This is a genomic window from Nocardioides zeae (assembly GCF_010686755.1).
Taxonomy (GTDB): Bacteria; Actinomycetota; Actinomycetes; order Propionibacteriales; family Nocardioidaceae; genus Nocardioides; species Nocardioides zeae.
This window is the reverse complement of record NZ_JAAGXA010000011.1, coordinates 17,964-41,298: the sequence shown is the minus strand read 5'-3', so window position 1 is coordinate 41,298 and position 23,335 is coordinate 17,964. Positions and strand designations below refer to the sequence as shown.

General features: G+C 71.8%; 26 protein-coding genes. 12 read left to right on the top strand and 14 right to left on the bottom strand.

From position 1 onward, the window contains the following. Positions 1-12: 12 nt before the first annotated feature. Positions 13-1,068, bottom strand: a complete 1,056-nt coding sequence (trpD, locus tag G3T38_RS15375; RefSeq protein WP_163773203.1) for an anthranilate phosphoribosyltransferase — start codon at positions 1,066-1,068, stop codon at positions 13-15. After that, the gene (locus G3T38_RS15370) at positions 1,065-1,511 is read right to left on the bottom strand and encodes an Rv3143 family two-component system response regulator (RefSeq protein WP_338037689.1); all 447 of its coding nucleotides are present in this window, start codon (positions 1,509-1,511) and stop codon (positions 1,065-1,067) included. The genes trpD and G3T38_RS15370 overlap by 4 nt, the downstream gene beginning before the upstream one ends. A gap of 130 nt (positions 1,512-1,641) precedes the next feature. Between G3T38_RS15370 and ctaE the strand changes: the two genes are divergently transcribed. The 5 genes from ctaE to G3T38_RS15345 all read left to right on the top strand — a co-directional run bounded on the left by ctaE (position 1,642) and on the right by G3T38_RS15345 (position 7,392). Further along, positions 1,642-2,310: an aa3-type cytochrome oxidase subunit III gene (ctaE, locus tag G3T38_RS15365; protein WP_163773202.1), complete on the top strand. Its 669-nt coding sequence runs from the start codon at positions 1,642-1,644 to the stop codon at positions 2,308-2,310. Between the two features lie 74 nt (positions 2,311-2,384). Then, entirely contained in the window at positions 2,385-3,266 is an 882-nt protein-coding gene (gene qcrC, locus G3T38_RS15360) for a cytochrome bc1 complex diheme cytochrome c subunit (RefSeq protein WP_163773201.1), read from the top strand. After that, the gene (gene qcrA, locus G3T38_RS15355; RefSeq protein ID WP_163773200.1) at positions 3,263-4,375 is read left to right on the top strand and encodes a cytochrome bc1 complex Rieske iron-sulfur subunit; all 1,113 of its coding nucleotides are present in this window, start codon (positions 3,263-3,265) and stop codon (positions 4,373-4,375) included. The genes qcrC and qcrA overlap by 4 nt, the downstream gene beginning before the upstream one ends. Positions 4,376-4,377: 2 nt before the next feature. Then, entirely contained in the window at positions 4,378-6,096 is a 1,719-nt protein-coding gene (gene qcrB, locus G3T38_RS15350; protein WP_163773199.1) for a cytochrome bc1 complex cytochrome b subunit, read from the top strand. 33 nt (positions 6,097-6,129) lie between these two features. Then, on the top strand, positions 6,130-7,392 hold the full coding sequence (locus G3T38_RS15345) for a hypothetical protein (protein ID WP_163773198.1): 1,263 nt from the start codon (positions 6,130-6,132) through the stop codon (positions 7,390-7,392). 24 nt (positions 7,393-7,416) lie between these two features. Here G3T38_RS15345 and G3T38_RS15340 read toward each other — a convergent pair whose 3' ends face one another. The 4 genes from G3T38_RS15340 to ctaC form a co-directional block, all read right to left on the bottom strand. After that, positions 7,417-8,670 carry a L,D-transpeptidase gene (locus G3T38_RS15340; RefSeq protein WP_241728943.1) on the bottom strand — a complete coding sequence of 418 codons (1,254 nt, stop codon included), beginning with the start codon at positions 8,668-8,670 and terminating at the stop codon, positions 7,417-7,419. Positions 8,671-8,792: 122 nt separating this feature from the next. Beyond that, complete coding sequence (locus tag G3T38_RS15335; RefSeq protein WP_163773197.1) at positions 8,793-9,215, bottom strand: aa3-type cytochrome oxidase subunit IV; 423 nt, start codon at positions 9,213-9,215, stop codon at positions 8,793-8,795. Further along, the gene (ctaD, locus tag G3T38_RS15330) at positions 9,212-10,924 is read right to left on the bottom strand and encodes an aa3-type cytochrome oxidase subunit I (protein WP_163773312.1); all 1,713 of its coding nucleotides are present in this window, start codon (positions 10,922-10,924) and stop codon (positions 9,212-9,214) included. Before ctaD ends, G3T38_RS15335 begins: the two co-directional genes overlap by 4 nt. Positions 10,925-11,007: 83 nt before the next feature. Further along, positions 11,008-11,934, bottom strand: coding sequence for an aa3-type cytochrome oxidase subunit II (gene ctaC / locus G3T38_RS15325; protein WP_163773196.1), 927 nt, complete (start codon positions 11,932-11,934; stop codon positions 11,008-11,010). A gap of 138 nt (positions 11,935-12,072) precedes the next feature. Here ctaC and G3T38_RS15320 point away from each other — a divergent pair, with 138 nt between their 5' ends. Both G3T38_RS15320 and G3T38_RS22765 read left to right on the top strand, forming a co-directional pair. Next, the gene (locus G3T38_RS15320) at positions 12,073-13,248 is read left to right on the top strand and encodes a cysteine desulfurase family protein (protein ID WP_338037687.1); all 1,176 of its coding nucleotides are present in this window, start codon (positions 12,073-12,075) and stop codon (positions 13,246-13,248) included. After that, complete coding sequence (locus G3T38_RS22765; RefSeq protein WP_338037686.1) at positions 13,245-13,526, top strand: sulfurtransferase TusA family protein; 282 nt, start codon at positions 13,245-13,247, stop codon at positions 13,524-13,526. Before G3T38_RS15320 ends, G3T38_RS22765 begins: the two co-directional genes overlap by 4 nt. 25 nt (positions 13,527-13,551) lie before the next feature. Here the strand turns inward: G3T38_RS22765 and G3T38_RS15310 are convergent, their stop codons facing one another. After that, positions 13,552-14,538, bottom strand: coding sequence for a PfkB family carbohydrate kinase (locus G3T38_RS15310; protein ID WP_163773194.1), 987 nt, complete (start codon positions 14,536-14,538; stop codon positions 13,552-13,554). Positions 14,539-14,622: 84 nt separating this feature from the next. Here G3T38_RS15310 and G3T38_RS15305 point away from each other — a divergent pair, with 84 nt between their 5' ends. Further along, positions 14,623-14,859, top strand: coding sequence for a hypothetical protein (locus G3T38_RS15305; RefSeq protein ID WP_163773193.1), 237 nt, complete (start codon positions 14,623-14,625; stop codon positions 14,857-14,859). A gap of 95 nt (positions 14,860-14,954) precedes the next feature. Here the strand turns inward: G3T38_RS15305 and erpA are convergent, their stop codons facing one another. Both erpA and G3T38_RS15295 read right to left on the bottom strand, forming a co-directional pair. Beyond that, entirely contained in the window at positions 14,955-15,320 is a 366-nt protein-coding gene (erpA, locus tag G3T38_RS15300) for an iron-sulfur cluster insertion protein ErpA (protein ID WP_163773192.1), read from the bottom strand. A gap of 147 nt (positions 15,321-15,467) precedes the next feature. Continuing rightward, positions 15,468-16,565: a glycerate kinase gene (locus G3T38_RS15295; RefSeq protein ID WP_163773191.1), complete on the bottom strand. Its 1,098-nt coding sequence runs from the start codon at positions 16,563-16,565 to the stop codon at positions 15,468-15,470. A 48-nt stretch (positions 16,566-16,613) separates the two neighbouring features. On the opposite strand from G3T38_RS15295, the gene nadA reads away from it, so the two are divergent. Continuing rightward, positions 16,614-17,789, top strand: a complete 1,176-nt coding sequence (nadA, locus tag G3T38_RS15290) for a quinolinate synthase NadA (protein WP_420846818.1) — start codon at positions 16,614-16,616, stop codon at positions 17,787-17,789. 3 nt (positions 17,790-17,792) lie between these two features. Here the strand turns inward: nadA and G3T38_RS15285 are convergent, their stop codons facing one another. Genes G3T38_RS15285 through G3T38_RS15265 form a run of 5 tightly spaced genes read right to left on the bottom strand, consistent with a single transcriptional unit; the run spans position 17,793 to position 21,636 of the window. Continuing rightward, positions 17,793-18,992, bottom strand: coding sequence for a GAF domain-containing sensor histidine kinase (locus tag G3T38_RS15285; protein ID WP_163773189.1), 1,200 nt, complete (start codon positions 18,990-18,992; stop codon positions 17,793-17,795). Between the two features lie 53 nt (positions 18,993-19,045). After that, positions 19,046-19,618: a PspA-associated protein PspAB gene (pspAB, locus tag G3T38_RS15280; protein WP_163773188.1), complete on the bottom strand. Its 573-nt coding sequence runs from the start codon at positions 19,616-19,618 to the stop codon at positions 19,046-19,048. 11 nt (positions 19,619-19,629) lie between these two features. Next, positions 19,630-20,556 carry a zinc metalloprotease HtpX gene (htpX, locus tag G3T38_RS15275; protein WP_163773187.1) on the bottom strand — a complete coding sequence of 309 codons (927 nt, stop codon included), beginning with the start codon at positions 20,554-20,556 and terminating at the stop codon, positions 19,630-19,632. Positions 20,557-20,569: 13 nt separating this feature from the next. After that, the gene (gene pspAA / locus G3T38_RS15270; protein WP_163773186.1) at positions 20,570-20,848 is read right to left on the bottom strand and encodes a PspA-associated protein PspAA; all 279 of its coding nucleotides are present in this window, start codon (positions 20,846-20,848) and stop codon (positions 20,570-20,572) included. Then, entirely contained in the window at positions 20,845-21,636 is a 792-nt protein-coding gene (locus G3T38_RS15265) for a PspA/IM30 family protein (RefSeq protein ID WP_206675897.1), read from the bottom strand. The genes pspAA and G3T38_RS15265 overlap by 4 nt, the downstream gene beginning before the upstream one ends. Positions 21,637-21,878: 242 nt before the next feature. Here G3T38_RS15265 and G3T38_RS15260 point away from each other — a divergent pair, with 242 nt between their 5' ends. The 3 genes from G3T38_RS15260 to G3T38_RS15250 all read left to right on the top strand — a co-directional run bounded on the left by G3T38_RS15260 (position 21,879) and on the right by G3T38_RS15250 (position 23,294). Further along, complete coding sequence (locus tag G3T38_RS15260) at positions 21,879-22,490, top strand: DUF3043 domain-containing protein (RefSeq protein ID WP_163773185.1); 612 nt, start codon at positions 21,879-21,881, stop codon at positions 22,488-22,490. Next, positions 22,487-23,002, top strand: a complete 516-nt coding sequence (locus G3T38_RS15255; RefSeq protein WP_163773184.1) for a GNAT family N-acetyltransferase — start codon at positions 22,487-22,489, stop codon at positions 23,000-23,002. Before G3T38_RS15260 ends, G3T38_RS15255 begins: the two co-directional genes overlap by 4 nt. Before the next feature lie 100 nt (positions 23,003-23,102). After that, positions 23,103-23,294, top strand: coding sequence for a hypothetical protein (locus tag G3T38_RS15250; RefSeq protein WP_163773183.1), 192 nt, complete (start codon positions 23,103-23,105; stop codon positions 23,292-23,294). The last annotated feature ends 41 nt before the right edge of the window (positions 23,295-23,335 follow it).

Sequence of the window (23,335 nt, the reverse complement as noted above, 5' to 3'; positions counted from 1 at the left end):
CGAGCACCGACCTCAGGCGGCCGAGGCCTCGACCCACTTGGCCAGCGTGGCCTCGGCAGCTCCCGAGTCGATGGCGTCGGCGGCACGGCGTACGCCGCGGGCGAGCTGCTCCTCGACCGGTAGGCCCGCCGCGGCCGGGTCGTCGAGGCCGTGCACGGCGAGCGCCGCGCCGGCGTTGAGCAGCACCGCGTCCCGCACGGGCCCGTGGTCACCGGCGAGGAGGCGGCGCACGACGGCGGCGTTGTAGGAGACGTCCCCGCCCCGGAGGTCCTCCGTGGTCGCGCGGGCGATCCCGAGGTCTGCCGGGTCGATCCGCTGCTCGCTGACCTCTCCGCCGCTGACCACCCAGACCGCGGACGTCGTGGTGGTCGTCAGCTCGTCGAGGCCGTCGTCGCCGCGGAAGACCCATGCGTCGACGCCGCGCCGGGCGAACACGCCGGCCATGACGGGCGCCATCGCCGGGTCGGCGCAGCCGATCGCCTGCGCAGCCGGCCGCGCCGGGTTGGTGAGGGGGCCGAGGAAGTTGAAGGTCGTGCCGATGCCGAGCTCGCGCCGCGCGACGGCGGCGTGCCGCATCGCGGGGTGGAACGCCGCGGCGAAGCAGAAGGTGATGCCCACCTCCTCGGCCAGCTCGCCGACCCGGCGCGCGGGCAGGTCGAGCCGCACCCCGAGGGCCTCGAGCACGTCGGCGCTGCCGGACTTCGACGACGCGGAGCGGTTGCCGTGCTTGACCACCCGGGCACCGGCCCCGGCGGCGACGATCGCGGACATGGAGGAGATGTTGACCGACATCGAGCGGTCACCCCCCGTGCCGACGACGTCGAGGAGACGGCCGGGGACGGTCAGCGGCGTGCCGGCCGCGATCATCGCCTCCGCCAGGCCGGTGACCTCGTCGATGGACTCGCCCTTGGACCGCAGGGCCACGGCGAACCCGGCGACCTGGACCGGCGTCGCCTCCCCGGCGAGGATCTCGCTCATCGCCCACCCCGCCTGCTCGGGCGCCAGGTCACGGCGCGCGACGAGGGCGGAGAGCACCTCGGGCCACGACGACGCCACCGGCGCGTTCACCGCGCCGACACCACGGAGTCCGCACGCAGCAGCGAGACGACGGTCTCGGCCAGCAGCACGGGGTCGACGGGATGCGGGACCGCGGCCTCGGCCCGGGACCACGTCGCGAGCCACGCGTCCTGCGGCCGGCCGGTGAGGACCAGGACCGGCGGGCAGCCGTACACCTCGTCCTTGAGCTGCTTCGCGATGCCCATCCCGCCGGCGGGCACGGCCTCGCCGTCGAGGATCGCCAGGGCCACTCCCCCGGCGGCCACCTGCTCCCGCACGACCGGCTCGGTCGCCACCTCGACGTACCGCACCTCGGGGAGGTCGGGGTGGGGGCGGCGGCCGAGCGCCAGCACGACCTGTTCGCGCGTGCGCACGTCGTCGCTGTAGACGAGGATCGTCAGCGGCTCCTCGGACGTCGTCGCGGCAGCGGGCCGGTGCTCAGGGATCGCGCTCACCCGCGCGATGCTACCCGTCCCCGAGGGGAGCCTGATTTCTCCGTAAATTCCGCGCCGCTACGCGGTCTACGACACTGCGTCGGACTTTGTGGGGGGCCAGTGGTCACAACCCACCCCTCCTCGGGCCATAATGGCGCTCGTGGCGACAGCAACTGCAGCGATCCCGGCCTCCCGTCTGCGCGGGCAGCACGGCCGCCCCGACATGGTCAGCGTGGGCACGATCATCTGGCTCTCCAGTGAGCTGATGTTCTTCGCGGCGCTGTTCGCGGCCTACTTCACGATCCGTGCGGCGGAGGTGGACCTCTGGGCCACCGACACGCAGCACCTCAACGTCCCGTTCGCGCTCGGGAACACGACGATCCTCGTGCTCTCCTCCGTGACCTGCCAGATGGGCGTCTTCGCCATCGAGCGATCTGCGGCGAAGGGCGGCCCCCGGGTCGCCCGCGTCGGCAAGATCCACCAGGTGGGCCTGTGGGGCATGCGCGAGTGGTTCATCCTCACCTACGTCATGGGCGCCATCTTCATGGCCGGCCAGGCGCTGGAGTACACGGAGCTCGTGCACGCCGGCCTGACGATGCAGAGCTCGGCGTACGGCTCGATGTTCTACCTGACGACGGGCTTCCACGGCCTCCACGTGACGGGTGGTCTGATCGCGTTCCTGCTCGTGCTGGGGCGCACCTACATCGCGAAGCGGTTCACGCACGAGCAGGCGGTCTCCGCCATCGTCGTGTCCTACTACTGGCACTTCGTGGACGTCGTGTGGATCGGTCTGTTCGCGACCATCTACCTCATCATGTGACCCCCGGGTCGCCCCTCTTGCCCCCGACCTACCGCACGAGCAGTTTCGTCCGGACCTGAACAAGGGACATCACGTTGCGTTTCCTCAACCGATCCGCGGGCCGGCTCTCCCGCCACCGCCGCGGCCGCTTCGCCGGCCTCGCGGTCCTCCTGGTCGCCCTGCTGGTGACGGGTGGCGCGTACGCCGCCCTCGCGCCCGCCGGTCAGGCGGAGCAGTCGCAAGACAACGCCGAGCTCGTCGAGCAGGGCCGCGAGCTCTTCCTCGTCGGCTGCTCGACGTGCCACGGCCAGAACGGCGAGGGCGTCCTCGACGTCAACGGCAACCAGCTCGGCCCCTCGCTGCAGGGCGTCGGCGGCGCGGCCGTGGACTTCCAGGTCGGCACCGGCCGCATGCCGATGGTGCAGCCCGGTCAGCAGAACCCGCGCAAGAGCGTCGCCTACAGCGACGACGAGACCGCGGCCCTCGCCGCGTTCGTCCAGTCGCTGGCGCCGGGACCGGACGTGCCGGACGAGTCGGACTACGACCCCAGCTCGATCTACGAGCTGCCCGAGGACGAGCGCGACGCCGCCATCAACCGCGGCCAGCAGATCTTCCTCACCAACTGCACCGCCTGCCACAACTTCAACGGCCGCGGTGGCGCCATGCCGCGCGGCGGCTACGCGCCCACGCTGCGCGGTGTCAGCGACAAGCACATCTACGAGGCCATGCTGACCGGCCCGTCGCAGATGGACGTCTTCTCCGACGGCAACATCCCGCCGGAGAACAAGCGCGAGGTCATCGCGTTCCTCGAGACGCTGCAGGAGCAGCCCCAGCAGGGCGGCTTCAGCCTCGGTGGCCTCGGCCCCGTGGGCGAGGGCCTCTACGTCTGGGTCGTCGGCATCGGCGGCCTCGTCGGATTCGCCGTGTGGATCGCGGCGCACACGACCCGCACCAAGAAGGGCAAGGAAACGGCGTGAGCGACCAGAGCAACCTCCCCGCCTCCGGCGACGGAGCGGGCCACTCGCGGGTCCCGGAGCCCCTCGAGGACCAGGACGTCGCCCCCGGCCTCCCGGCCCACGTGTGGCGTCCGACGGACGTCGACCCCAAGGCCGAGAAGCGCGCCGAGCGCCAGGTCGCCGCGCTCTTCATCTTCTCGATGGTCTGCGCCGTCCTCTTCGTGGTGGCGTACTTCAGCTTCGAGATCGGTCGCGAGATCGACACGTTCCTCGGCTTCGGTGCGTCGAACCTGTTCCTCGGCCTCACGCTCGGCCTCGGCATGCTGGCCATCGGCGTCGGCGTCATCCAGTGGGCCCGCAAGCTCATGAGCGACGTCGAGATCGCCGAGCTCCGCCACCCGGCCGCCTCGAGCGAGGAGGACCGGGAGACGACCCTCAAGGCGCTCACCGCCGGCCTCGACGAGTCCGGCATCGGCCGTCGTCCGCTCATCCGGAACACGCTCCTGGGCGCGCTCGCCTTCGCCGGCGTCCCGCTCGTCGTCGCGCTGCGCGACCTCGGTCCGCGCAACATGAGCGCGAGCCGCCTCGAGAAGACCTTCTGGATGGAGGGCATGTACATCGTCCGCGATGTGCTGGGCACGCGGATCAACCGTGCCGACCTCGAGATCGGCGACCTGCTCAACGGCGAGCCCGAGGGCCTGGTCCCCAACTCCGAGGGTCACCTGCCGGCTCCGATCGGCCCGAACGGCCAGGAGCTCCGTCCCGCCCTCGACCACGAGCAGCTGCTCATCGAGAAGGTCAAGTCCGCCGTCATCGTCCTCCGGATGTCGCCCGGCGACATCGTCCGCAACCCGGACCGCGAGAACTGGGACGTCGACGGGATCGTCTGCTACTCCAAGATCTGCACGCACGTCGGTTGCCCCATCGCGCTGAACGAGCAGCAGACCCACCACCTGCTGTGCCCCTGCCACCAGTCCACCTTCGACCTCGCCGACTCCGGCAAGGTCGTCTTCGGACCGGCCGGGCACTCCCTCCCGCAGATGCACCTCGCTGCTGACGACGAGGGTTACCTCTACGCGATGGGCGACTTCGACGAGCCCGTCGGTCCGAGCTACTGGGAGCGTGGCTGACCATGAGCACGACGTCCAAGGTTGCCGACACCAACGGCGGCACCGCTGCACGCAGCGGCAAGCCGTCCAAGGTGGGCGCGGCCGCCAACTGGGCCGACGAGCGTCTCGGCCTGGCCGGTCTGGCCAAGAAGAACCTGCGCAAGGTCTTCCCCGACCACTGGTCCTTCATGCTGGGTGAGATCGCCCTGTGGAGCTTCGTGGTCCTGCTCGTCACGGGTGTCTTCCTGACGTTCTGGTTCAACCCGAGCATGACCGAGATCGAGTACCAGGGCTCCTACGCCCCGCTGCGCGGCTCGTACATCTCCGAGGCCTTCAACTCCTCGCTGCACATCTCGTTCGACGTGCGCGGTGGTCTGCTGCTCCGCCAGATGCACCACTGGGCGGCGCACCTGTTCATCGGCTCGATGCTCATCCACATGATGCGCGTCTTCCTGACGGGCGCCTACCGCAAGCCCCGCGAGATCAACTGGGTGATCGGCGTCCTGCTGCTGACGCTCGGCACGCTCGAGGGCTTCACGGGCTACTCGCTCCCGGACGACCTGCTGTCCGGCACCGGCGTCCGCGCGGCCGACGGCTTCGTGAAGTCGATCCCCGTGATCGGCACGTACGGCTCGTTCCTGCTCTTCGGCGACGAGTTCCCGGGGCACTCGATCATCCCGCGGCTCTACATCATCCACGTGCTGCTGATCCCGGGCCTGATCCTCGGCCTGATCGCCGCCCACATGCTGCTGCTCGTCTACCACAAGCACACGCAGTGGCCCGGCCCCGGCCGCACGGAGCAGAACGTCGTCGGCTTCCCGATGCTGCCGGTGTACGCCGCGAAGGCGGGGGGCTTCTTCTTCATCGTCTTCGGCGCCACGGCGCTGATGGGCGGTCTGATGACCATCAACCCGATCTGGATGTACGGGCCCTACGACCCGACGAAGGTGACGGCCGGATCCCAGCCCGACTGGTACATGGGCTGGCCCGACGGACTCCTCCGCATCATCCCGGGCTGGACCGAGGTCAGCTTCTGGGGCGTCACGCTGGCGCTGCCGGTGTTCCTCACGGTCATCCTGATGCCGACGCTGATCATCACGTTCCTGATCCTGTACCCGTTCATCGACAACTGGATCTCGGGCGACAAGCGGGAGCACCACCTGCTCCAGCGTCCGCGCGACACCCCTGCCCGCACCGGCCTCATGGCGGCGCTCGTGACGTTCTACGTCCTCGCGCTCTTCGCGGGCGGCAACGACATCATCGCGATCAGGTTGGACCTCTCGATCAACCAGATCACCTACTTCCTGCGTGCCGCGATCTTCCTGGGCCCGATCCTGGCCTTCTGGATCACGAAGCGCTGGTGCATCTCGCTCCAGCGTCACGCGAAGGAGCAGGCGCTGCACGGCTACGAGACGGGCATCATCGAGCGGTCGCCGGACGGCGCCTACTCGGAGCGGCACCTGCCGCTGCCCGACGCCAAGCAGGCGCTGATCGTCGGGCGCGAGCGCGACCAGCTGCTCGAGCTCGAGCCCGCGGTCGACAAGAACGGCGTGGAGCGTCCCCACAACCGCAAGGAGCGGCTGCGCCTGGCCCTCAACCGGTTCTGGTTCGCCGACAACCTGCAGCCCCCCACGGCTGCGGAGATCGAGGCGGCGCACCACCACCACGACGGGCACGACGGCCACGAGCTCGAGGCCGGCGCGCACGACGACGACCGCGACGCCCTGGTCAAGGGCCACTGAGGACGGCCGGCCCCGCTGCCGGCTGCCCCACCCATGGTGACGTCCACCTCCGCACGGGCGCCCGGATCCGACGAGGATCCGGGCGCCCGTCGGCGTTCCCCGGCGGCCTGGCCCGCCGGTCTGCCCTGGTGGGTGCCGCCGCTCGTCCTGGTGCTCCTCACCCGCCTCGCCGACGCCTGGATGCTCCTCAGGATCGGCGCCGACCAGGTCGCCCTCGACGTGGGCCAGGGCTTCTACCTGGTGGAGCCCGTCCCGGCCGCCCCCGGCTACACCGACCTGGTCACCAACTGGGACGGGCAGTGGTACCGCACCATCGCCGAGCAGGGCTACCCCACGGAGCTGCCGCGCTACGACGGCGAGGTGCAGCAGAACCCCTGGGCGTTCTTCCCCGCGCTGCCCGCGCTCGCCCGGCTGCTCATGACCCTCACCGGCGCCTCCTTCGGCCTCGCGGCGTCCACCGTGAGCCTCGTGGCGTCCACCGTGGCCCTCGTGCTCCTGTACCGCCTCCTGGCGCGCCACGGAGGCCGCTACGTGGCGCTGGTGACGACGACGGCGATCAGCGCCGCTCCCGCGGGCGCGATCCTGCAGACCTCGTACACCGAGGGCCTCAGCCTCCTGCTGGTCGTGCTGGTCCTCGACGCGCTCTCCCGGCGGCGGTACGGCGCGGTGGCGGTCTGGGTGCTGCTCCTCGCCCTCACGCGGCCGGTGGTCCTCGCCCTCGTGCCCGTCCTGCTCGTCCACGTCTGGTGGCGGTGGCGCGCCGAGGGTCCCCTCCCCCACCGCGAGCTGCTCCGCCTCGGGGGCCTCGTCGTCCTCACGGGGCTGTCGTTCGGGCTCTGGCCGCTCGTCGCCGCGGTGGTGACGGGAGAGCCGAACGCGTACCTCCTCACGCAGGGAGCGTGGGTGCTGACCGAGGAGCGCAGCTGGCAGACCTGGCTGGGGCAGCTGCTCGGCGTGAACGGGGCGACCCTCGCCGCCGACGTCGCCGTCGTCGTCCTGCTGGTGCTCGCCATCGTGCTCCAGCCCGCAGCGCGCGCGTGGACGCCCGAGCTGCGCGCCTGGGCCGTCTCCTACGGCGCGTTCCTCCTGGTGACGGCGCGCCCCACCCCCAGCATCACCCGCTACGGGCTGCTCCTGCTCGTCGTCTGGTGGCCCTTCCCGACCCTGGGCGCGCGGTGGCACCGGGCCGGCCAGGCCGCCGTGCTCGGCGGTGTGCTGGTCGTCGGGCTGCTCCTCCAGCACGCGTGGCTGGAGTCCTCGTTCCTGCTGACGATGCGCCGTACGGCCTATCCCTGATCGGGTGGCGGGGGCCGGGCCGGCCTAGAGCGCCGAGCCCTCGGCGTACGCCTCCGGGGTGGCGTTCCAGTCGCCCCACCCGTTCTCGAGCGTCATCTGGCGATCCGTGCCGGTGACCTCGACGACGTCACCGCGCCGCGAGTTCTCGAAGACCCAGCGGGCGTCGTCCGTCGCCATGCCCACGCAGCCGTGGCTGACGTTGGCCACGCCCTGGGAGCCCGACGACCACGGCGCGGCGTGGAGGAACTCGCCCGAGGTGGTGACGCGCAGCGCGTACTGGACGTCCGCGATGTTGTAGTAATCCGGGTCTCCGGGCTCGATGCCGGTGGTCGCGGCGTCCATCGTCTTCTCGCGGAACTTCTCCATGATGACCTTGATGCCGGAGCGCGTCTCGAAGCCGGGCTTGCCCGCGCTGATCGGCATCGTGCGCGCGGTCGCGCCGTCGATCTCCGAGGTCATCGTGTGCGTGGTGGCGTCCACGCGGTGGATGACGGAGCGGCCGACGGTGAACGCGACCCTCCGACTCTCCTGGCCGTAGATCCCGCCGCCGGCGGGGAGGCTCTTCACGTCGACGTCCACCGTCACGCTGGTGCCCGGCTGCCAGTACTCCCGGGGGCGCCAGCGCACCTCGTGGTCGTCGAACCAGTGCCAGGAGCCCTCCTGGGCCGGCTCGCTGGTGACGCGCATGTGCTGCTCGTACGTCGCGTGGTCCGTGACCGCCACGTCGAAGCGCACCACGACGGGCATGCCGACCCCCACCTCCTCGTCCGCCAGCGGGGCGATCGAGGGGTAGGTCAGCTCGTCGAGGCCCAGGTCCACGGTCGCGAAGGTCATCTCGGCGGAGGTGTCGCCGCCGTCGCCGGTCGCCTGCACCGTCAGCGTGTACGTCGCACCCGGGTCGAGCAGGCTGCCGGCGGCCCAGCTCACCCCGCCCTCCCGCAGGTCGCCCGCCACCTCCGCACCGTCGGCCGTCACGAGCGAGACCGTCGTGAGCGTGCCGTTCTGCGCCTCGACCTGCACCTGGGTGTCGACCGCCACCGGATCGTCGCCGTCCGGCAGGTTCGTCACGATCGCGACCGGCTCGGCGCCACCGCCGTTCGCGCCACCGCCGCCGGACCCCGTGCCGCCCGCCCCGCCGGTGCCGCCCTCGTCACCGCTGCAGGCCGCGACGGCACCCCCGAGCGCGGCAGCCACGCCGCCCGCACCGACGATGCGCACCAGTCCTCGGCGGGTGAACCGCCAGCGGGCCGGGCCGGTCATCAGGTCATTGGAGGCCATGCGCTGCGTCCTTCCGGGTGCCTCGGTGTGTCTCGCCCGTCCCCCCAGGACGGCGAAAGCGCCCGCCGGACCGAGTCCGACGAGCGCTTCCAGCGTAACCCCGCCACCTGTGCGGGACCTGATCAGTGGGCGTGCACCCCGCGGTAGTACTCGAACACCCAGCCCGAGAGCGTCAGGATGCCGAAGGCGCAACCGATCATGAACAGCCACCAGCCGAAGATGACGCCCAGCACGAGCACGCCGAACACCAGCGAGTTCCACAGCGGCCACCACGAGTACGGCGGGAAGAAGCCGAGCTCGCCCGCACCGTCGACGATCTCACCGTCCTTGCGGTCCTCGGGACGCTCGTCGAGCTTGCGGGCCTGGAAGCCCAGGTACCACGTCACCATCGCGGCGAGCAGCGTGGTCATGACGAGCGCCGAGGTGCCCGTCCAGTCGCCGCCCTCGTCGCTGGCGTCCGTGACGAACCAGTACGCCGGCGTGACCAGCACGAGGAAGACGGTCGTGATCAGGAAGATCCAGACCTCGGAGCGGAGCGCCTTCACTTGTCCTCACCCTTCGTGTCGTCGACGTGGTCGACGTCGGCGCCGCGCGAGCGCAGGTGCTCCTCGCGGCCCTCCATGTCGGGAGCGTCGGCCACCCGGCCGTGGCGCTCGGCCGAGTTCTGTGCCAGCTCCAGGGCGGCGATCTCCGGGTGGTGGAGGTCGAACGCCGGCGACTCCGAGCGGATGCGCGGGATCGAGTGGAAGTTGTGGCGCGGCGGCGGCGAGGACGTGGCCCACTCCAGCGAGCGGCCCCAGCCCCACGGGTCGTCGACCTCGACCTTCGGGCCCTTGGCCGAGACGTACACGTTGTAGAAGAACGGCAGCATCGAGGCCGACAGGATGAAGGCACCCACCGTCGAGATCTGGTTGAGCAGCGTGAAGCCGTCACCCTCGAGGTAGTCCGCATAGCGACGCGGCATGCCCTCGACACCCAGCCAGTGCTGCACGAGGAACGTGGTGTGGAAGCCCACGAAGAGCAGCCAGAAGTGCACCTTGCCGAGACGCTCGTCGAGCATCCGGCCGGTCATCTTCGGCCACCAGAAGTAGAAGCCGGCGAACATCGCGAACACCACGGTGCCGAACACCACGTAGTGGAAGTGCGCCACCACGAAGTAGGAGTCCGAGACGTGGAAGTCGAGCGGCGGGCTGGCCAGCAGGACACCCGTCAGACCACCGAAGAGGAAGGTCGTGAGGAAGCCGATCGACCACAGCATCGGGTTGTCGAACGAGATGGACCCGCCCCACATGGTGCCGATCCAGTTGAAGAACTTCACACCCGTCGGCACCGCGATCAAGAACGTCATGCCGGAGAAGAAGGGCAGGTTCACCGCGCCCGTCACGAACATGTGGTGGGCCCACACGGCGACCGAGAGGATCGCGATGCCCAGCGTGGCGCCGACGAGGCCGACGTAGCCGAAGATCGGCTTGCGGCTGAAGACCGGGAGGATCTCCGTCACGATGCCGAAGAACGGCAGCGCGATGATGTAGACCTCCGGGTGGCCGAAGAACCAGAACAGGTGCTGCCACAGGATCGGGCCGCCGTGGGAGGCGTCGAACACGTGGGTGCCGATCGACCTGTCGGCCTCCAGCATCAGCAGCGCGCCGGCGAGGATCGGGAACGCGATGAGCACGAGCAGGCTCGTGATGAGCGTGTTCCAGACGAACAGCGGCATCCGGAACATCGTCATGCCGGGCGCGCGCATGCAGATGATCGTGGTGATGAAGTTGACCGCACCGAGGATCGTGCCGAGACCGGCCATGTAGAGACCCATGATCCACAGGTCGCCACCGACGCCGGGGCTGCGCACCTCGTTGGAGAGCGGGGTGTAGGCGAACCAGCCGAAGCTCGCCGCGCCCTCACGGGTGAAGAAGCCGCTCGCCGCGATGAGGCCGCCGAACAGGAACAGCCAGTAGCTGAACATGTTGAGCCGCGGGAACGCCACGTCGGGCGCACCGATCTGCAGCGGCATGATCACGTTCGAGAAGCCGAAGAACAGGGGCGTCGCGAACAGCAGCAGCATGATCGTGCCGTGCATCGTGAACATCTGGTTGTAGACCTCGTCGTTCACGACCTGCTGGCCGGGGAACGCGAGCTCGGACCGGATGACGAGCGCCATGATGCCGCCGATGCAGAACCAGGCGAACGACGTGACGAGGTACATCTTGCCGATGAGCTTGTGGTCGGTCGTCGTCAGGAGCTTGACGACCATCTCGCCGAGCGGCTTGCGTCCGGGGACGAGCGTCTCGGACGGCTCCGACGGCTGGCTCGCCGCCGGGGCAGGAACAGTGGCGGTCACTCGGAGCCTCCGTTGTCGTCGTTGTGCAGGCCGCGCGTGGTGCGGGCGTCCTCGCCGCCGACCAGCGGGCCGTTCGCGGAGACGTCACCGTTCTCGGCCAGCCCCTCGACGTACGCGTCGTACTCCTCCGGGGAGACGACCTCGACGTTGAACAGCATGCGGGAGTGGTAGACGCCGCAGAGCTCGGTGCACTTGCCGGCGAACGTGCCCTCCTCGGTGGGCGTCACCTGGAAGTGGTTGAGGCGACCGGGGACGACGTCCATCTTCATGAGGAAGCCGGGGATCCAGAAGCCGTGGATCACGTCGGGCGAGTGCAGGTTGAACCGCACGGTCTCACCGCGCGGGAGCACGAGGGTCGGGATCTGGGAGGCGGTGCCCACGAGGTAGGCGTACTCCGAGCTCTCGACCTCCTCACGGTCACCGCCGCCGACGCCGTCGGTCGGGTAGTTGAAGGTCCACGACCACTGCTGGCCGACGATCTCCAGCGTGAGGTCGGGCTCGGAGTCGTCCAGCACGGTGTTCTGCACCTGCACCGTGTGGAAGAAGAAGACGATCACCATCATGACCGGGGCGATCGTGTAGAAGATCTCCAGCGGCAGGTTGTAGCGCGTCTGCACCGGGACCTCGTCCGCGCTGCGGCGGCGGTAGCGCACGACGACCCAGAAGATCAGGCCCCACACGAGGATGCCGGTGGCCAGGGCGGCGACCCACGACCAGATCCAGAGGTCGGCGATGTAGGGCGCCTCCTCGGTGGCCTGACCGGGCAGGCCGAAGTGCTTGAGCTGGTACTGCGTCTCCTCCGAGCAACCGCTCAGGACGAGGAGGGCAGCGCCCAGGGACGCGGCCAGCGCGACGCGTCGGGGCGCGCTCGCGGCGCTACGCCGAACGGCACCGGCGCCGGACCGGGAGAGTTGCAGACCCACGAACGAGCCTCTCTTTCGAGATGATCACACGACGGACGTGACTTTATCTGAATCCTGCCCTCAGGTCGCGCACAGGGTCGCCTCATCTACTACGCGATGTCGTCGATCCCGCGCCCCGCCTGGGGATACGGTCCTCGAGTGATCCCAGGACCCTCCGCCGCGCCCTCCTCATCGCCGTGGATCGACCTCGACAGCGCGTCGGCGCGCCCCCTCCACCCGGCGGCCCGCGAGGCGCTGCTCCTCGCCCACGAGCACGGGTACGCCGACCCCCGACGACTCCACCACGCGGGCCGCCGCGCACGGCAGCTCCTCGACAACGCGCGGGAGGTCGTCGCCTCCTGCCTCGGGGCGCGACCCGACGAGGTCACCTTCACGGGATCCGGCACGGAGGCGGTGCACCGGGGCCTGCTCGGGCTCGCCCGGGGCCGGCGCCGCGCGGGTGGCGTCGTCGCCCACACAGCCGTCGAGCACTCCGCCGTGCTCCACGCCGCCGACTTCTCGGCGGCCGAGCACGGCACGACGACCCGCGTCGTCGACGTCGACCCGGGCGGCCGCGTGGACCTCGACGCCCTGGCCGCGGCCCTGGAGCCCCGCGACGTGGCCCTGCTCGCCGTGCAGGGCGCCAACCACGAGGTCGGCACCCGACAGCCGCTCGCCGACGTGGCGCGGCTGGCCGCGGCGTACGGCGACGTCCCCCTGCTCGTCGACGCCTGCGCCTCCGTCGGCTGGGAGCCGCTGCCTGCGGAGTGGTCGGTGGCGGCGGCCTCGGCCCACAAGTGGGGCGGCCCGCCCGGCGTGGGCGTGCTGGCCGTCCGGAAGGGTGCGCGCTGGCGCGACCCCTCCCCCGCGGACGACCGCGGCGACCGGCGTGCCCTCGGCTTCGAGGACGTGCCCGGGGCCTTCGCCTCCGCCGCGGCGCTCCAGGCCGTGCTGGCGGAGTCCGAGGAGTCCGGACGCCGGGTGGCCGCCCTCGTCGACCGGCTCCGCACCGAGGTGCCGCGCCTCGTGCCGGACGTCGACGTCGTCGGCGACCCCGTGCACCGGCTCCCGCACCTGCTGACGTTCTCCTGCCTGTACGTCGAGGGCGAGGCCCTCGTGACCGCGCTGGACGGCGCCGGGTTCGGGATCGGCAGCGGCTCGGCCTGCACGGCGAGCACGCACGAGCCGTCCCACGTCCTCGCGGCGATGGGCGCGCTGACCCACGGCAACGTGCGCCTCTCCCTGCACCCGGGGACGCGCGAGGAGGACGTGGACCGCTTCCTCGCCGTGCTGCCCGGGATCGTGGCCCGGCTGCGGGCGGACGTGGGCCTGTGAGCGCCGCACCGTTCGCGGGCTCGCCCGGCGTCGCGGTGGACGAGGAGCTCGACTGCCGGGGACTCCCCTGCCCCGCGCCGGTGCTCGCCCTCGCGAAGGCCGCCCGCGGCCGGGGCGACGGGGCGGCCGGCGCGGTGCTCGCGGTGGTCGCCGAGGACCCGGCGGCGCGGGTCGACGTGCCGGCGTGGTGCCGCATGCGTGGGCACGCCTACCTGGGGGCCGACGCCGCCGACGACGGCGTCGCGCGCCACGTGGTGCGGCTCGGCGGAGCCGTCTGAGGAACCCCGCGGTGCGGGGTCGCCGTCAGTCGCGGAAGGTCTGCAGGTGCGCCGCGACGTCGGCGACGGCGTCCGCGCCGTACGCCGCCTCGAGGCGCTCGAGGAAGGCCGCGCGGCCGAGGACGTACTCCTGGGTGCCGACCTGCTCCACGACGTACACGGCGAGGAGGCAGCCGAGCTGGGCGGCCCGCTCGTGGTCGAGGCCCCAGCTGAGCGCCGCGAGGAAGCCCGCCCGGAAGGCGTCACCGACACCGGTGGGCTCGACCTTGGCGATCTCGGGCACGGCGCGCACGACGACCGGCTCGGCGCCCTTCGTCTCGAGCCGGACACCGTCGGGACCGAGCGTGACCACCCAGGTGCCGACGCGGTCGAGGACCTCCTCGTGGCTCCAGCCGGTCTTCGACTCGATGAGGGCGGCCTCGTACTCGTTGGAGAAGAGGATCGACGCCCCGTCGATGAGGGGGCGGATCAGGTCGCCGTCGCCGAAGGCCAGCTGCTGGGAGGGGTCCGCGACGAACGCGTAGCCGCGCTGGCGGCACTCCTCGGTGTGGCGGACCATCGCGTCCGGGTCGTTCGGGCCGACCAGCACGAAGTCGACGGGGCCGACGCGGTCGACGATGGGCTTCAGCTCGATCTCCCGCGCCTCGCTCATCGCCCCGGCGTAGAAGGTCGCGAACTGGGCCATCGCCGCGTCGTTGGTGCAGACGAAGCGCGCGGTGTGACGCGTCTCGGAGACGTGGACCGAGTCGCAGTCGACCCCGTGGCGCTCGAGCCAGGCGCGGTAGTCGACGAAGTCCTCCCCGACGGCGCCGACGAGGACCGGACGCAGGCCGAGGTTGCCCAGGCCGAACGAGATGTTGGCCGCGCACCCGCCCCGCCGGACCTCGAGGTCGTCGACGAGGAACGAGACCGACAGCTTGTCCAGCTGGTCCACCACGAGCGAGTCCGAGAACTTGCCCGAGAAGGTCATCAGGTGGTCGGTGGCGATGGAGCCGGTGACGAGGAGGGACACGTCGGCCGACCCTACGCGACGTGCGCGAACACTACCGATCGGTACCCCTCGGCCTACCCGGCGGTAGTGCCTACCGTCGACGTCATGAGCACTGCCATCCCCACCGACCGGCTCGCGTACGACGACCTCGCGGCCCCCGCCGACCTGCAGCGCGACTGCCGCGAGACGCGCGACGCGCTCCGCCCCACCGACGCGATCGCGGCCGCCGCCCGCCGGCCCGCGCCCTCGCTCGACTACGCCGACCAGCGCCGCGACCTCAAGCCGCAGATCGAGGTCAGCGAGGCCGCCGCCCGGCTCGCCGCGGCCATCTACCAGGACTGACCACCGCACGAGCCTGGCCCGGGCAGACGAACGGCCCCCGTCCTCCGCGAGGAGGACGGGGGCCGTTCGGCGTCAGCGGCGCGCGGCCGGACGACTCAGTGGAACGAGTCGCCGCAGGCGCAGGAGCCCGTCGCGTTGGGGTTGTCGATCGTGAAGCCCTGCTTCTCGATGGTGTCGACGAAGTCGATCTCGGCGCCGTTCAGGTACGGCACGCTCATCCGGTCCACGACGACCGAGACGCCGTCGAAGTCGGTGACGATGTCGCCGTCGAGCGTGCGCTCGTCGAAGAACAGCTGGTAGCGCAGGCCCGAGCAGCCACCCGGCTGCACGGAGATGCGGAGCGCGAGGTCGTCGCGACCCTCCTGCTCCAGCAGGCTCTTGACCTTGCTCGCGGCCGTCGCGCTCAGGTTGATCTGGTCGGTGCGACGCTCCGTCGCCTGGGTGTCGACCTGCTCGGTCATGTGCGTTCTCCCTACGGGATCTCGACGATCGGTGGTGCTGCGGCGCGGTGGTCTGCGTCGTGCAACGTCCTCAATGGTTGCACACGGGTCCCCTATTCCCGAGGCCCCGGGGGCACTTTATCCGGACCGTGGTCCGCTCGTTCCCGGTCACCGCGACCAGGTGCGCGCGACCCGCTCGGTGGTGCGGACGAGCGCGTCGTACGCCGCGTCCACGGCCGCGGCGCGGCCCACCTCGTCGACGAGGGAGTACGCCGCCTCCACCCCCAGCGCCCGCATCTCGCGGGTGCCGACCAGCACCTCGCCGGCGACCACCACGCACGGGCGCACGGCCGCCGCCGCGACCAGGGCGACGCCGTGCGGCACCGTGCCGGCACGGCTCGCGAAGTCGAAGCGTCCCTCCCCCGTGACCACGAGGTCCGCCCGACGACACCGCTCCGCCAGCCCCACCGCCTCCAGCACCAGGTCGGCACCGGGACGGTGCTCGGCCCCCAGGAGCATCGGGCCGAACCCCAGCCCGCCGGCCGCACCGGTCCCCTCGCGCAGGGAGAGCCGACGATCCGTCGCGTGCGCCCACTGCTCGAGCGCGTGGTCCACCGCCAGCACGCCGTCGTCGTCCAGCCCGAGGTCGGGCCCGAAGGTCTTCGCCGCCCCGAACAAGCCCGTCAGGGTGCAGGCGACGTCGACGGCCAGCGTCACCGCCACGCCCTCCAGCAGGCGCCGCGGACCGGTCAGGTCGACGCTCCGGACGCCGTCGAGCGCGAGCGGACCGGCCTCCAGCGGCACGTCCGCGGTCGCGCCGAGAGCCCCGAGCAACCCGGCAGCGCCGTCGACCACCGCCGCGCCGCCCAGACCGACGACGATCCGCCGCGCGCCGGTGGCGACGGCGTGGCCGATGAGGTCGCCGACGCCGGCGGACGAGGCGGACCGGACGCGCGCGGGATCGCCCACCGCGTGACCGCAGGCCTGGGCCGCCTCGACGTACGCCGCGGGTCCGCCCTCCTCCTCCACCACCAGCACGGCACCGGGCACCGGGGCGCCGAACGGGTCACGGGCCGTCACGCCGAGCAGCGACCCGCCGAGAGCCTGGTGGAGGACGTCGAGGAAGCCGGGGCCGCCGTCGGCGACGGGCGCGAGGTCGATCTCGTCGCCCGGGGAGCGGCGAGCCCAGCCCTCCGCCATCGCGCGGGCCGCCTCCGCCGCGGTCAGGGTGCCGTCGAAGCGGTCGGGGGCCAGGAGCACGCGCACGGGTCCATCCTCGCCCACGCCCGGAGCCACCCCTCTAGGATGGCGGTCGTGACCACCGTCGATCTCCCCCTGCTCCCCCTGGGCCGCGGCTCCGACCTGGCCACCGAGCCGGGCGTCGAGTGCCCCGGCGACCTGCCGCCGGCCTCCGACCCGCACCTGGTCGAGCGCGCCCGTGCGGCCAAGGAGGCCCTGGGCGACCGGGTCTTCGTGCTGGGCCACCACTACCAGCGCGACGAGGTCATCCAGTTCGCGGACGTCACCGGGGACTCGTTCAAGCTGGCGAAGGACGCCGCCGCGCGTCCGGACGCGCCGTACATCGTCTTCTGCGGCGTGCACTTCATGGCCGAGTCGGCGGACATCCTCACGAGCGATGCGCAGCAGGTGATCCTGCCGGACCTCGCGGCCGGTTGCTCGATGGCCGACATGGCGCTGCTCCCCCAGGTCGAGGACGCGTGGGACGCGCTCGTCGACGCGGGGGTGGCCGACGACGTCGTGCCGATCACCTACATGAACTCGTCCGCCGACATCAAGGCCTTCTGCGGCCGCAACGGCGGCGCGGTGTGCACCTCCTCCAACGCGGACGTCGCCCTCGAGTGGGCCTTCGACCAGCGACCCGAGGGCACCGGCAAGGTCCTCTTCCTGCCCGACCAGCACCTCGGTCGCAACACCGCCGTGCTGGAGATGGGGATCGCGCTGGAGGAGTGCGTGGTCTGGAACCCGCACCGGCCCAACGGCGGTCTCACCGTCGAGGAGCTCCGCGACGCCAAGATGATCCTGTGGAAGGGGCACTGCTCCGTCCACGGCCGGTTCTCCGCGGAGTCGGTCGACCAGATCCGGGCCACCGTGCCCGGGGTCAACATCCTCGTGCACCCCGAGTGCCGCCACGAGGTCGTGACCCGCGCCGACCTCGTGGGCTCCACCGAGTTCATCATCCGCACCATCGAGGCGGCCGAGCCCGGCTCCTCCTGGGCGATCGGCACCGAGCTCAACCTCGTGAAGCGGCTGGCCGACGCCCACCCCGACAAGAACATCTCGTTCCTCGACCGCACGGTCTGCTACTGCTCGACGATGAACCGCATCGACCTGCCCCACCTCGTGTGGGCGCTGGAGTCGCTCGTCGCCGGCCAGGTGCCGAACGTCATCGCGGTCGACGCCGAGACGCAGGAGTGGGCGCGGGTCGCGCTGCAGCGGATGCTCGACCTGCCGGGCCGCACGGCCCGCTGACGCTCAGGCGTCGGGCAGCCAGACCCACGCGACGGTCCCGCCGCCCTCGCGCGGCTCGATCCCGATCCGGCCGCCGTGGGCCTGCACGACCCGGCGGCAGGTCGCGAGCCCGATGCCCGAGCCGTCGGCGCCCTCGTCGAGCCGCACCAGTGGCTCGAACACGCGCTCCGCGTCCTCGGCCCCGATCCCGATGCCGCGGTCGGCGACCTCGATGCGCCACCCCTCCCCCGAGCGACGTCCGCTGATCTCGATCTCGGCAGCCTGACCGGGCCGCGTGAACTTGGCCGCGTTGGCGACGAGGTTCTGCAGGACGGCGCGCAGCTGCGTCGCGTCGCCGCACACCGTGGGCAGGTCGCGCAGCGTCACGTCGGCGCCCCCGAGCGCTCCGGCCAGGTCGGCGAGCAGCATCGGGACCTCGGCCGCCAGGTGCACGTCCTCCCGGCGCAGGGTGCCACCCACGCGGGCGAAGGCGAGCAGGTCCTCGATGAGCGTCTGCATGCGGCGCGTGCCCCGCAGGGCGCGCTCGACCGTGCGGACGCCGGTCGGCTCGTCGTCGTCCTCGAGCTCCTCCTGCAGCAGGTACAAGGACATCGCGACCGTCGACAGGGGGTTGCGCAGGTCGTGGCTGACCTGCCCGGCGAACGCGGCCAGGTGCTCGTTGGAGCGGACCAGCTCGTCGCGCATCTCCTCCATCCGCACGAGCGAGTCGTTGAGCGCCCGCGTGCGACGGGAGAGCTCGAGGATGTCGACGATCCGGTCCGCCATCGTGAGGAGCGCGGTCTTCTGGTCGTCGTCCAGCTCACGCGGCTCGGTGTCGAAGATGCAGAGGGTGCCGATCGCGAAGCCGTCCGGGGTCAGCAGCGGCTGGGCGGCGTAGAAGCGGACGTCGCCCAACGGTCCGCGCACGAAGGGGTTGGCGCTGTAGCGCGCGTCCTTGCTGGCGTCGGGCACGACGATCTGCCCGCCGATCGCCAGGGAGATCGCGCACATCGAGTCCTCCCGGCGGCAGACGGCCGCCTCGAACCCGACGGCGGCCACCTGGTGCTGCTCGTGGGAGGTGATGACGTTGACGGTCGCCATCGGGACGCGGGCGACGTACGCCGCCATCTCCACGACCGCCTGGAGCTCCTTCGGCGGAGGGTCGGAGATGATCGCGTAGCTCGCGATCGCGTCGTCCACCCGACGCAGCTGCTCCTCGGTCATGCCCGTTCCTTCCTGCGGCCCCAGCCGCGTCCCGCCGACGGGGCCGGCGTGCTCTACAGACCCGGTGCTCCCCAGAGCGCCAGCCAGCGCTGGAGGCTCTCCTCGACGGGGAGCTCGCCGGCCAGCTGGTCGCGCACGTTGATCTCGAGCAGGTTGTCACGCTGCTGGGGCCCCGCGGGCGCGAACGGGTAGAAGGTGCCCTGCTTGTAGAGGTACACCAGGCCCACGGTGCGCCCGTCGGCGCCGGCGAAGCCGACGACCGAGCACAGGAGGGCGGGACCGAACCCCTGCTCCTCGAGCAGCACGTTGACGGCGTGCAGGTCGGTGCAGAGACCCGCGACGTCCGCGGGGTCCCGTCGGACCACCAGCCAGGTGAACCCGAAGTCATCGACGGTGCGCTCGACCGGCGGCGTGCGGGGGTCGGCCTCGAGCAGGGACTCGATGTCCTGCTGCGTCGCGGCGAAGGCAGCGCCCTCGGCGGCCCGGAAGCAGACCGAGCCGACGCCCGTCGCCCGGATGCCGAGCCCCGTCTCCAGGGTGATTGCTGCGCTCGGCACGCCGAACAGCGCGTCGAGGTTGGCCTGGCGCGGCGCGCGGCGGCCCCGGATGGCGTCCCAGAATCCCATCGTCGACCCGCTCAGGCGCCCGGACCGGGCCGGCTGAGGTCGGCCTGGATGCGCGCCAGCTGCTCGAGACGCTGCTCGAGGGACGGGTGGGTGGAGGTGAGCGTGGACAGCGAGGCGCCGCTGATCGCCGGGGCGATGAAGAACGCGTTCATGGCGCTGGTGGTGCGGAGGTCGCGCTGCGGGATGGAGGCCATCTCCCCCGTGATCTTCTGCAGGGCCGAGGCGAGCTTGGCGGGCTTCATGGTCAGGTAGGCGCCCGCGCGGTCCGCGCACAGCTCCCGGTAGCGCGACAACAGGCGCGTGAGGAAGAAGCTGATCGCGTAGACCACCAGCGAGACGACGAGGGCCACCAGCAACAGGGCTCCGCTGTTCTTGTCGTTGCGACCGCGGCCGCCCCCGGACAGCGCGCCGAACTGCGCACCCCGCGTCACCATGCCGGCGACGATGCCGGCCGACGAGGCGATCGTCATGACCATGACGTCCCGGTGGGCCACGTGGGACAGCTCGTGGGCGAGCACCGCCTCGAGCTCCTCCGCATCGAGGCGGCGCAGGATGCCGGTCGTCACGCAGACGACGGCCCGATCGGGCGAGCGGCCCGTCGCGAACGCGTTGGGGATGTCCATGTCGGCGACGCCGACGCGGGGCTTCGGCATGTCCGCCAGCGCGCAGAGACGGTCGATCATGCCGTGCAGCTCGGGCGCCTCCTGGGGGCTGACCTCACGGGCACGCATGGCCCGCATGGCCATCGTGTCGGAGGTCCACCACTGGAAGAACGCGACGCCCAGGCCCGCGATCCCGACGATCATCGCCAGGCCCGGGCTGCGGACGGCCACCATGAGGGCCACGACGAGGGCGACGAAGAGACCGCCGAGCAGGAACATGACGAGCGTCATCCGGGCGGTCAGCCCGGAGTCGGGGAGGAAGCGCGTGCGCGCCATCGGCGACCCGGCGTCAGCCGGGGATCAGGCCCTCGTCACCCAGCATCTCCCGCACCTCGTCGATCGAGGCGTCCTCCGGGGGCAGGATGAGGTCGGACTCGTCGAGCGACTCCGGGTCGTGCGGCACGCCCTCGGCACGCACGCCCGCCAGCAGGGCGGCGAGCGCGGGACGGAAGGCCGCCTCGTCGCCGGCCTCCACCGCCTTCTCGACGGCGTCGTCGAGCACGTTGAGGGACTCGAAGCACGCGTCGGTGATGTCGAACTGACCCTCACCGAGGATGCGGACGATCATGCCTGCCCGCCCTCCTTCTGCTTCTGCGCCTCGCCCTGGAGGATGTCGCCGCTGCCGGCTCCCCCCTCGATCGCCTGGGGCGAGGACGGGGCCGAGAGACCCTTGAGCGCGGCGAGCTCCGCCTCGACGTCGGCGGTCGAGCTGAGGGCGTCGAGCTCGCGCGCGATGTCGTCGCCACGGTTGAGGGACGAGGCGTCGTCGAGCGCACCCGAGGCGAGCAGCTCGTCGATCGCGCCGGCACGCGCCTGCATCTGCGCCGTCTTGTCCTCGGCGCGCTGGATCGCCATGCCGACGTCGCCCATCTCCTCGCCGATGCCGGACATCGCCTCGTTGATGCGGGTCTGCGCCTCGGCGGCCGTGTAGGTCGCCTTGATGGTCTCCTTGCGCGTGCGGAAGGACTCGACCTTGGCCTGCAGGCGCTGCTGTGCGAGGACGAGCTTCTCCTCCTCGCCCTGGAGCTGCGTGTGCTGCGTCTGGAGGTCGGCGATCTGCTGCCCCAGGCCCGACTTGCGGGTCAGCGCCTCGCGCGCCAGGTCCTCGCGGCCGACCTGGATGGCCTTCTGCGCCTGGTCCTGCAGCTTGTCGGCCTGCTGCTGCAGCTGGTTGATCTGCAGCTCGACCCGCTTGCGGCTCGTGGCGACGTCGGCGACACCGCGACGTACCTTGCTCAGGAGCTCGATCTGGCGCTGGTAGCTGTAGTCGAGCGTCTCGCGAGGATCCTCGGCCCGGTCGAGGGCCTTGTTCGCCTTCGACCTGAAGATCAGGCTCATGCGCTTCATCAGACTCATCGGGGTGCCTCTCCTCGGCGGCTCGCGACCTTCGCGGACAGCAGACCGCGACGACGCGACCGGCCGTCGCAGCGGCTTCCCGCTCCACACTAGGGGCAAACCTCAAGCGGGGGCGACACCGGTGCCGGGGTCCGCAGGGCAGGTCGACCGCTAGGATGCGCACGTGTGGCGCGCCTGCGGGCGGGCCCGTCCCGCCCGATCCACCGGTCCGCCGCGCGGGCCGCTCGTCCCGTGAGGCCCCGTTGTTCCGTCGCAGCTCCACCGCCAGCGAGAAGTCCGCCCCCTCCCCCGCGGAGGAGGTCGCCGCGGGCGACGCACCGCGCCCCGGGGGCAAGGGCCGTCCCACCCCGTCGCGTCGCGAGGCCGAGGCCGCCGCCCGTGCGCGGGCCAAGCCGGCGCGGTCCCGCAAGGAGATGAACGCCCGGGCGCGCGAGGACCGGATGGCCCGGCAGACCAAGGTGCGCGAGGCGATGCGCACCGGTGACGACCGGTTCATGCCGCAGCGTGACCGCGGTCCCCGCAAGCGCTTCGTGCGGGACCTCGTCGACACCCGCTTCGGCTTCACCGAGCTCGTGCTGCCGCTCATGCTGCTCTCGCTCGTGCTCCAGTGGTCGGGCAACCCCAGCCTGGTCAGCACGGGCTACCTGATCTTCACGGCCATGATGCTGCTCATCGTGCTCGACCTGACGTGGCTGCGGATCCGTCTCCGGCGCGAGGCCCGCAAGCGCCTCGAGGACCCCTCCGCCAAGGGCCTGATGTTCTACGCCGTGACGCGCTCGATGCAGATCAAGCCGCTGCGCCTGCCCAAGCCGCAGCGCAAGATCGGCGAGCCGATGGCGGACACCTACCGGTGACCGACCACGGCGTGCGGGTCGCCTGGGCCCGCGACGCCGACGCGCTGGCGGAGCTGCAGCTCACCGCCTGGGCGGAGCGCCTGACGGCCCCCCACGCCCTCCCTGCGGCCACCGACGTCGCCGCGGCGTGGCGCCGCTCCCTGAGCGCCCCGGGCGACGCGCGGCTCCGTGTCCTGGTGGCCCTCGAGGGCCAGCAGCTCGTGGGGTACGCCGTGGTGGGTCCCGATCCCGATCCGGACGCCTCGCCGGCCTCCGACGCCCAGCTGGCGGAGATCGCCGTGGCTCCCGGAGCACGGCGCCGGGGCCACGGCTCCCGCCTGCTCCACGCCTGCGTCGACACGTGGCGCGCCGACGGGTTCGAGCACGCCACCGCCTGGCTGGAGTCCGGCGACGACCCGCGCCGGGCGCTCCTGGCCGCGGCCGGCTGGGCGCCCGACGGAGCCCACCGCGCGCTCGCCGACGAGGACGGCACCGAGGTGACCCAGGTCCGCCTCCACACCGGGCTGGACTGAGCACCCCCGAGGGCTCACCCGGGCGGAGGTGGGGCGCCGGCCGAGCATGGGGCAGAATGTGACCCCCATCACTGGCCACGTCCACCCGAGGAGGATCAGCGTGCTCGGCCCCCTCCCGCGACGGCACCGCACCGTCATCGTCCTCGTCTGCCTGGTCGTCTGCGTGGCCGCCGGTCTCGTCGCGGGCGCCGCGAGCGTCGTACCGGTGCTGCTGCCGACCGGCCTGGCCGCCGGCACCGCGCTCGGGATGCTCGCCGCCGTGGTGCTCGTGCGGGACTCGCGGCACCGCTGACCCGCCCGGCGGGCCGGCTGCTCGGATGGCCTAGCCTCCCG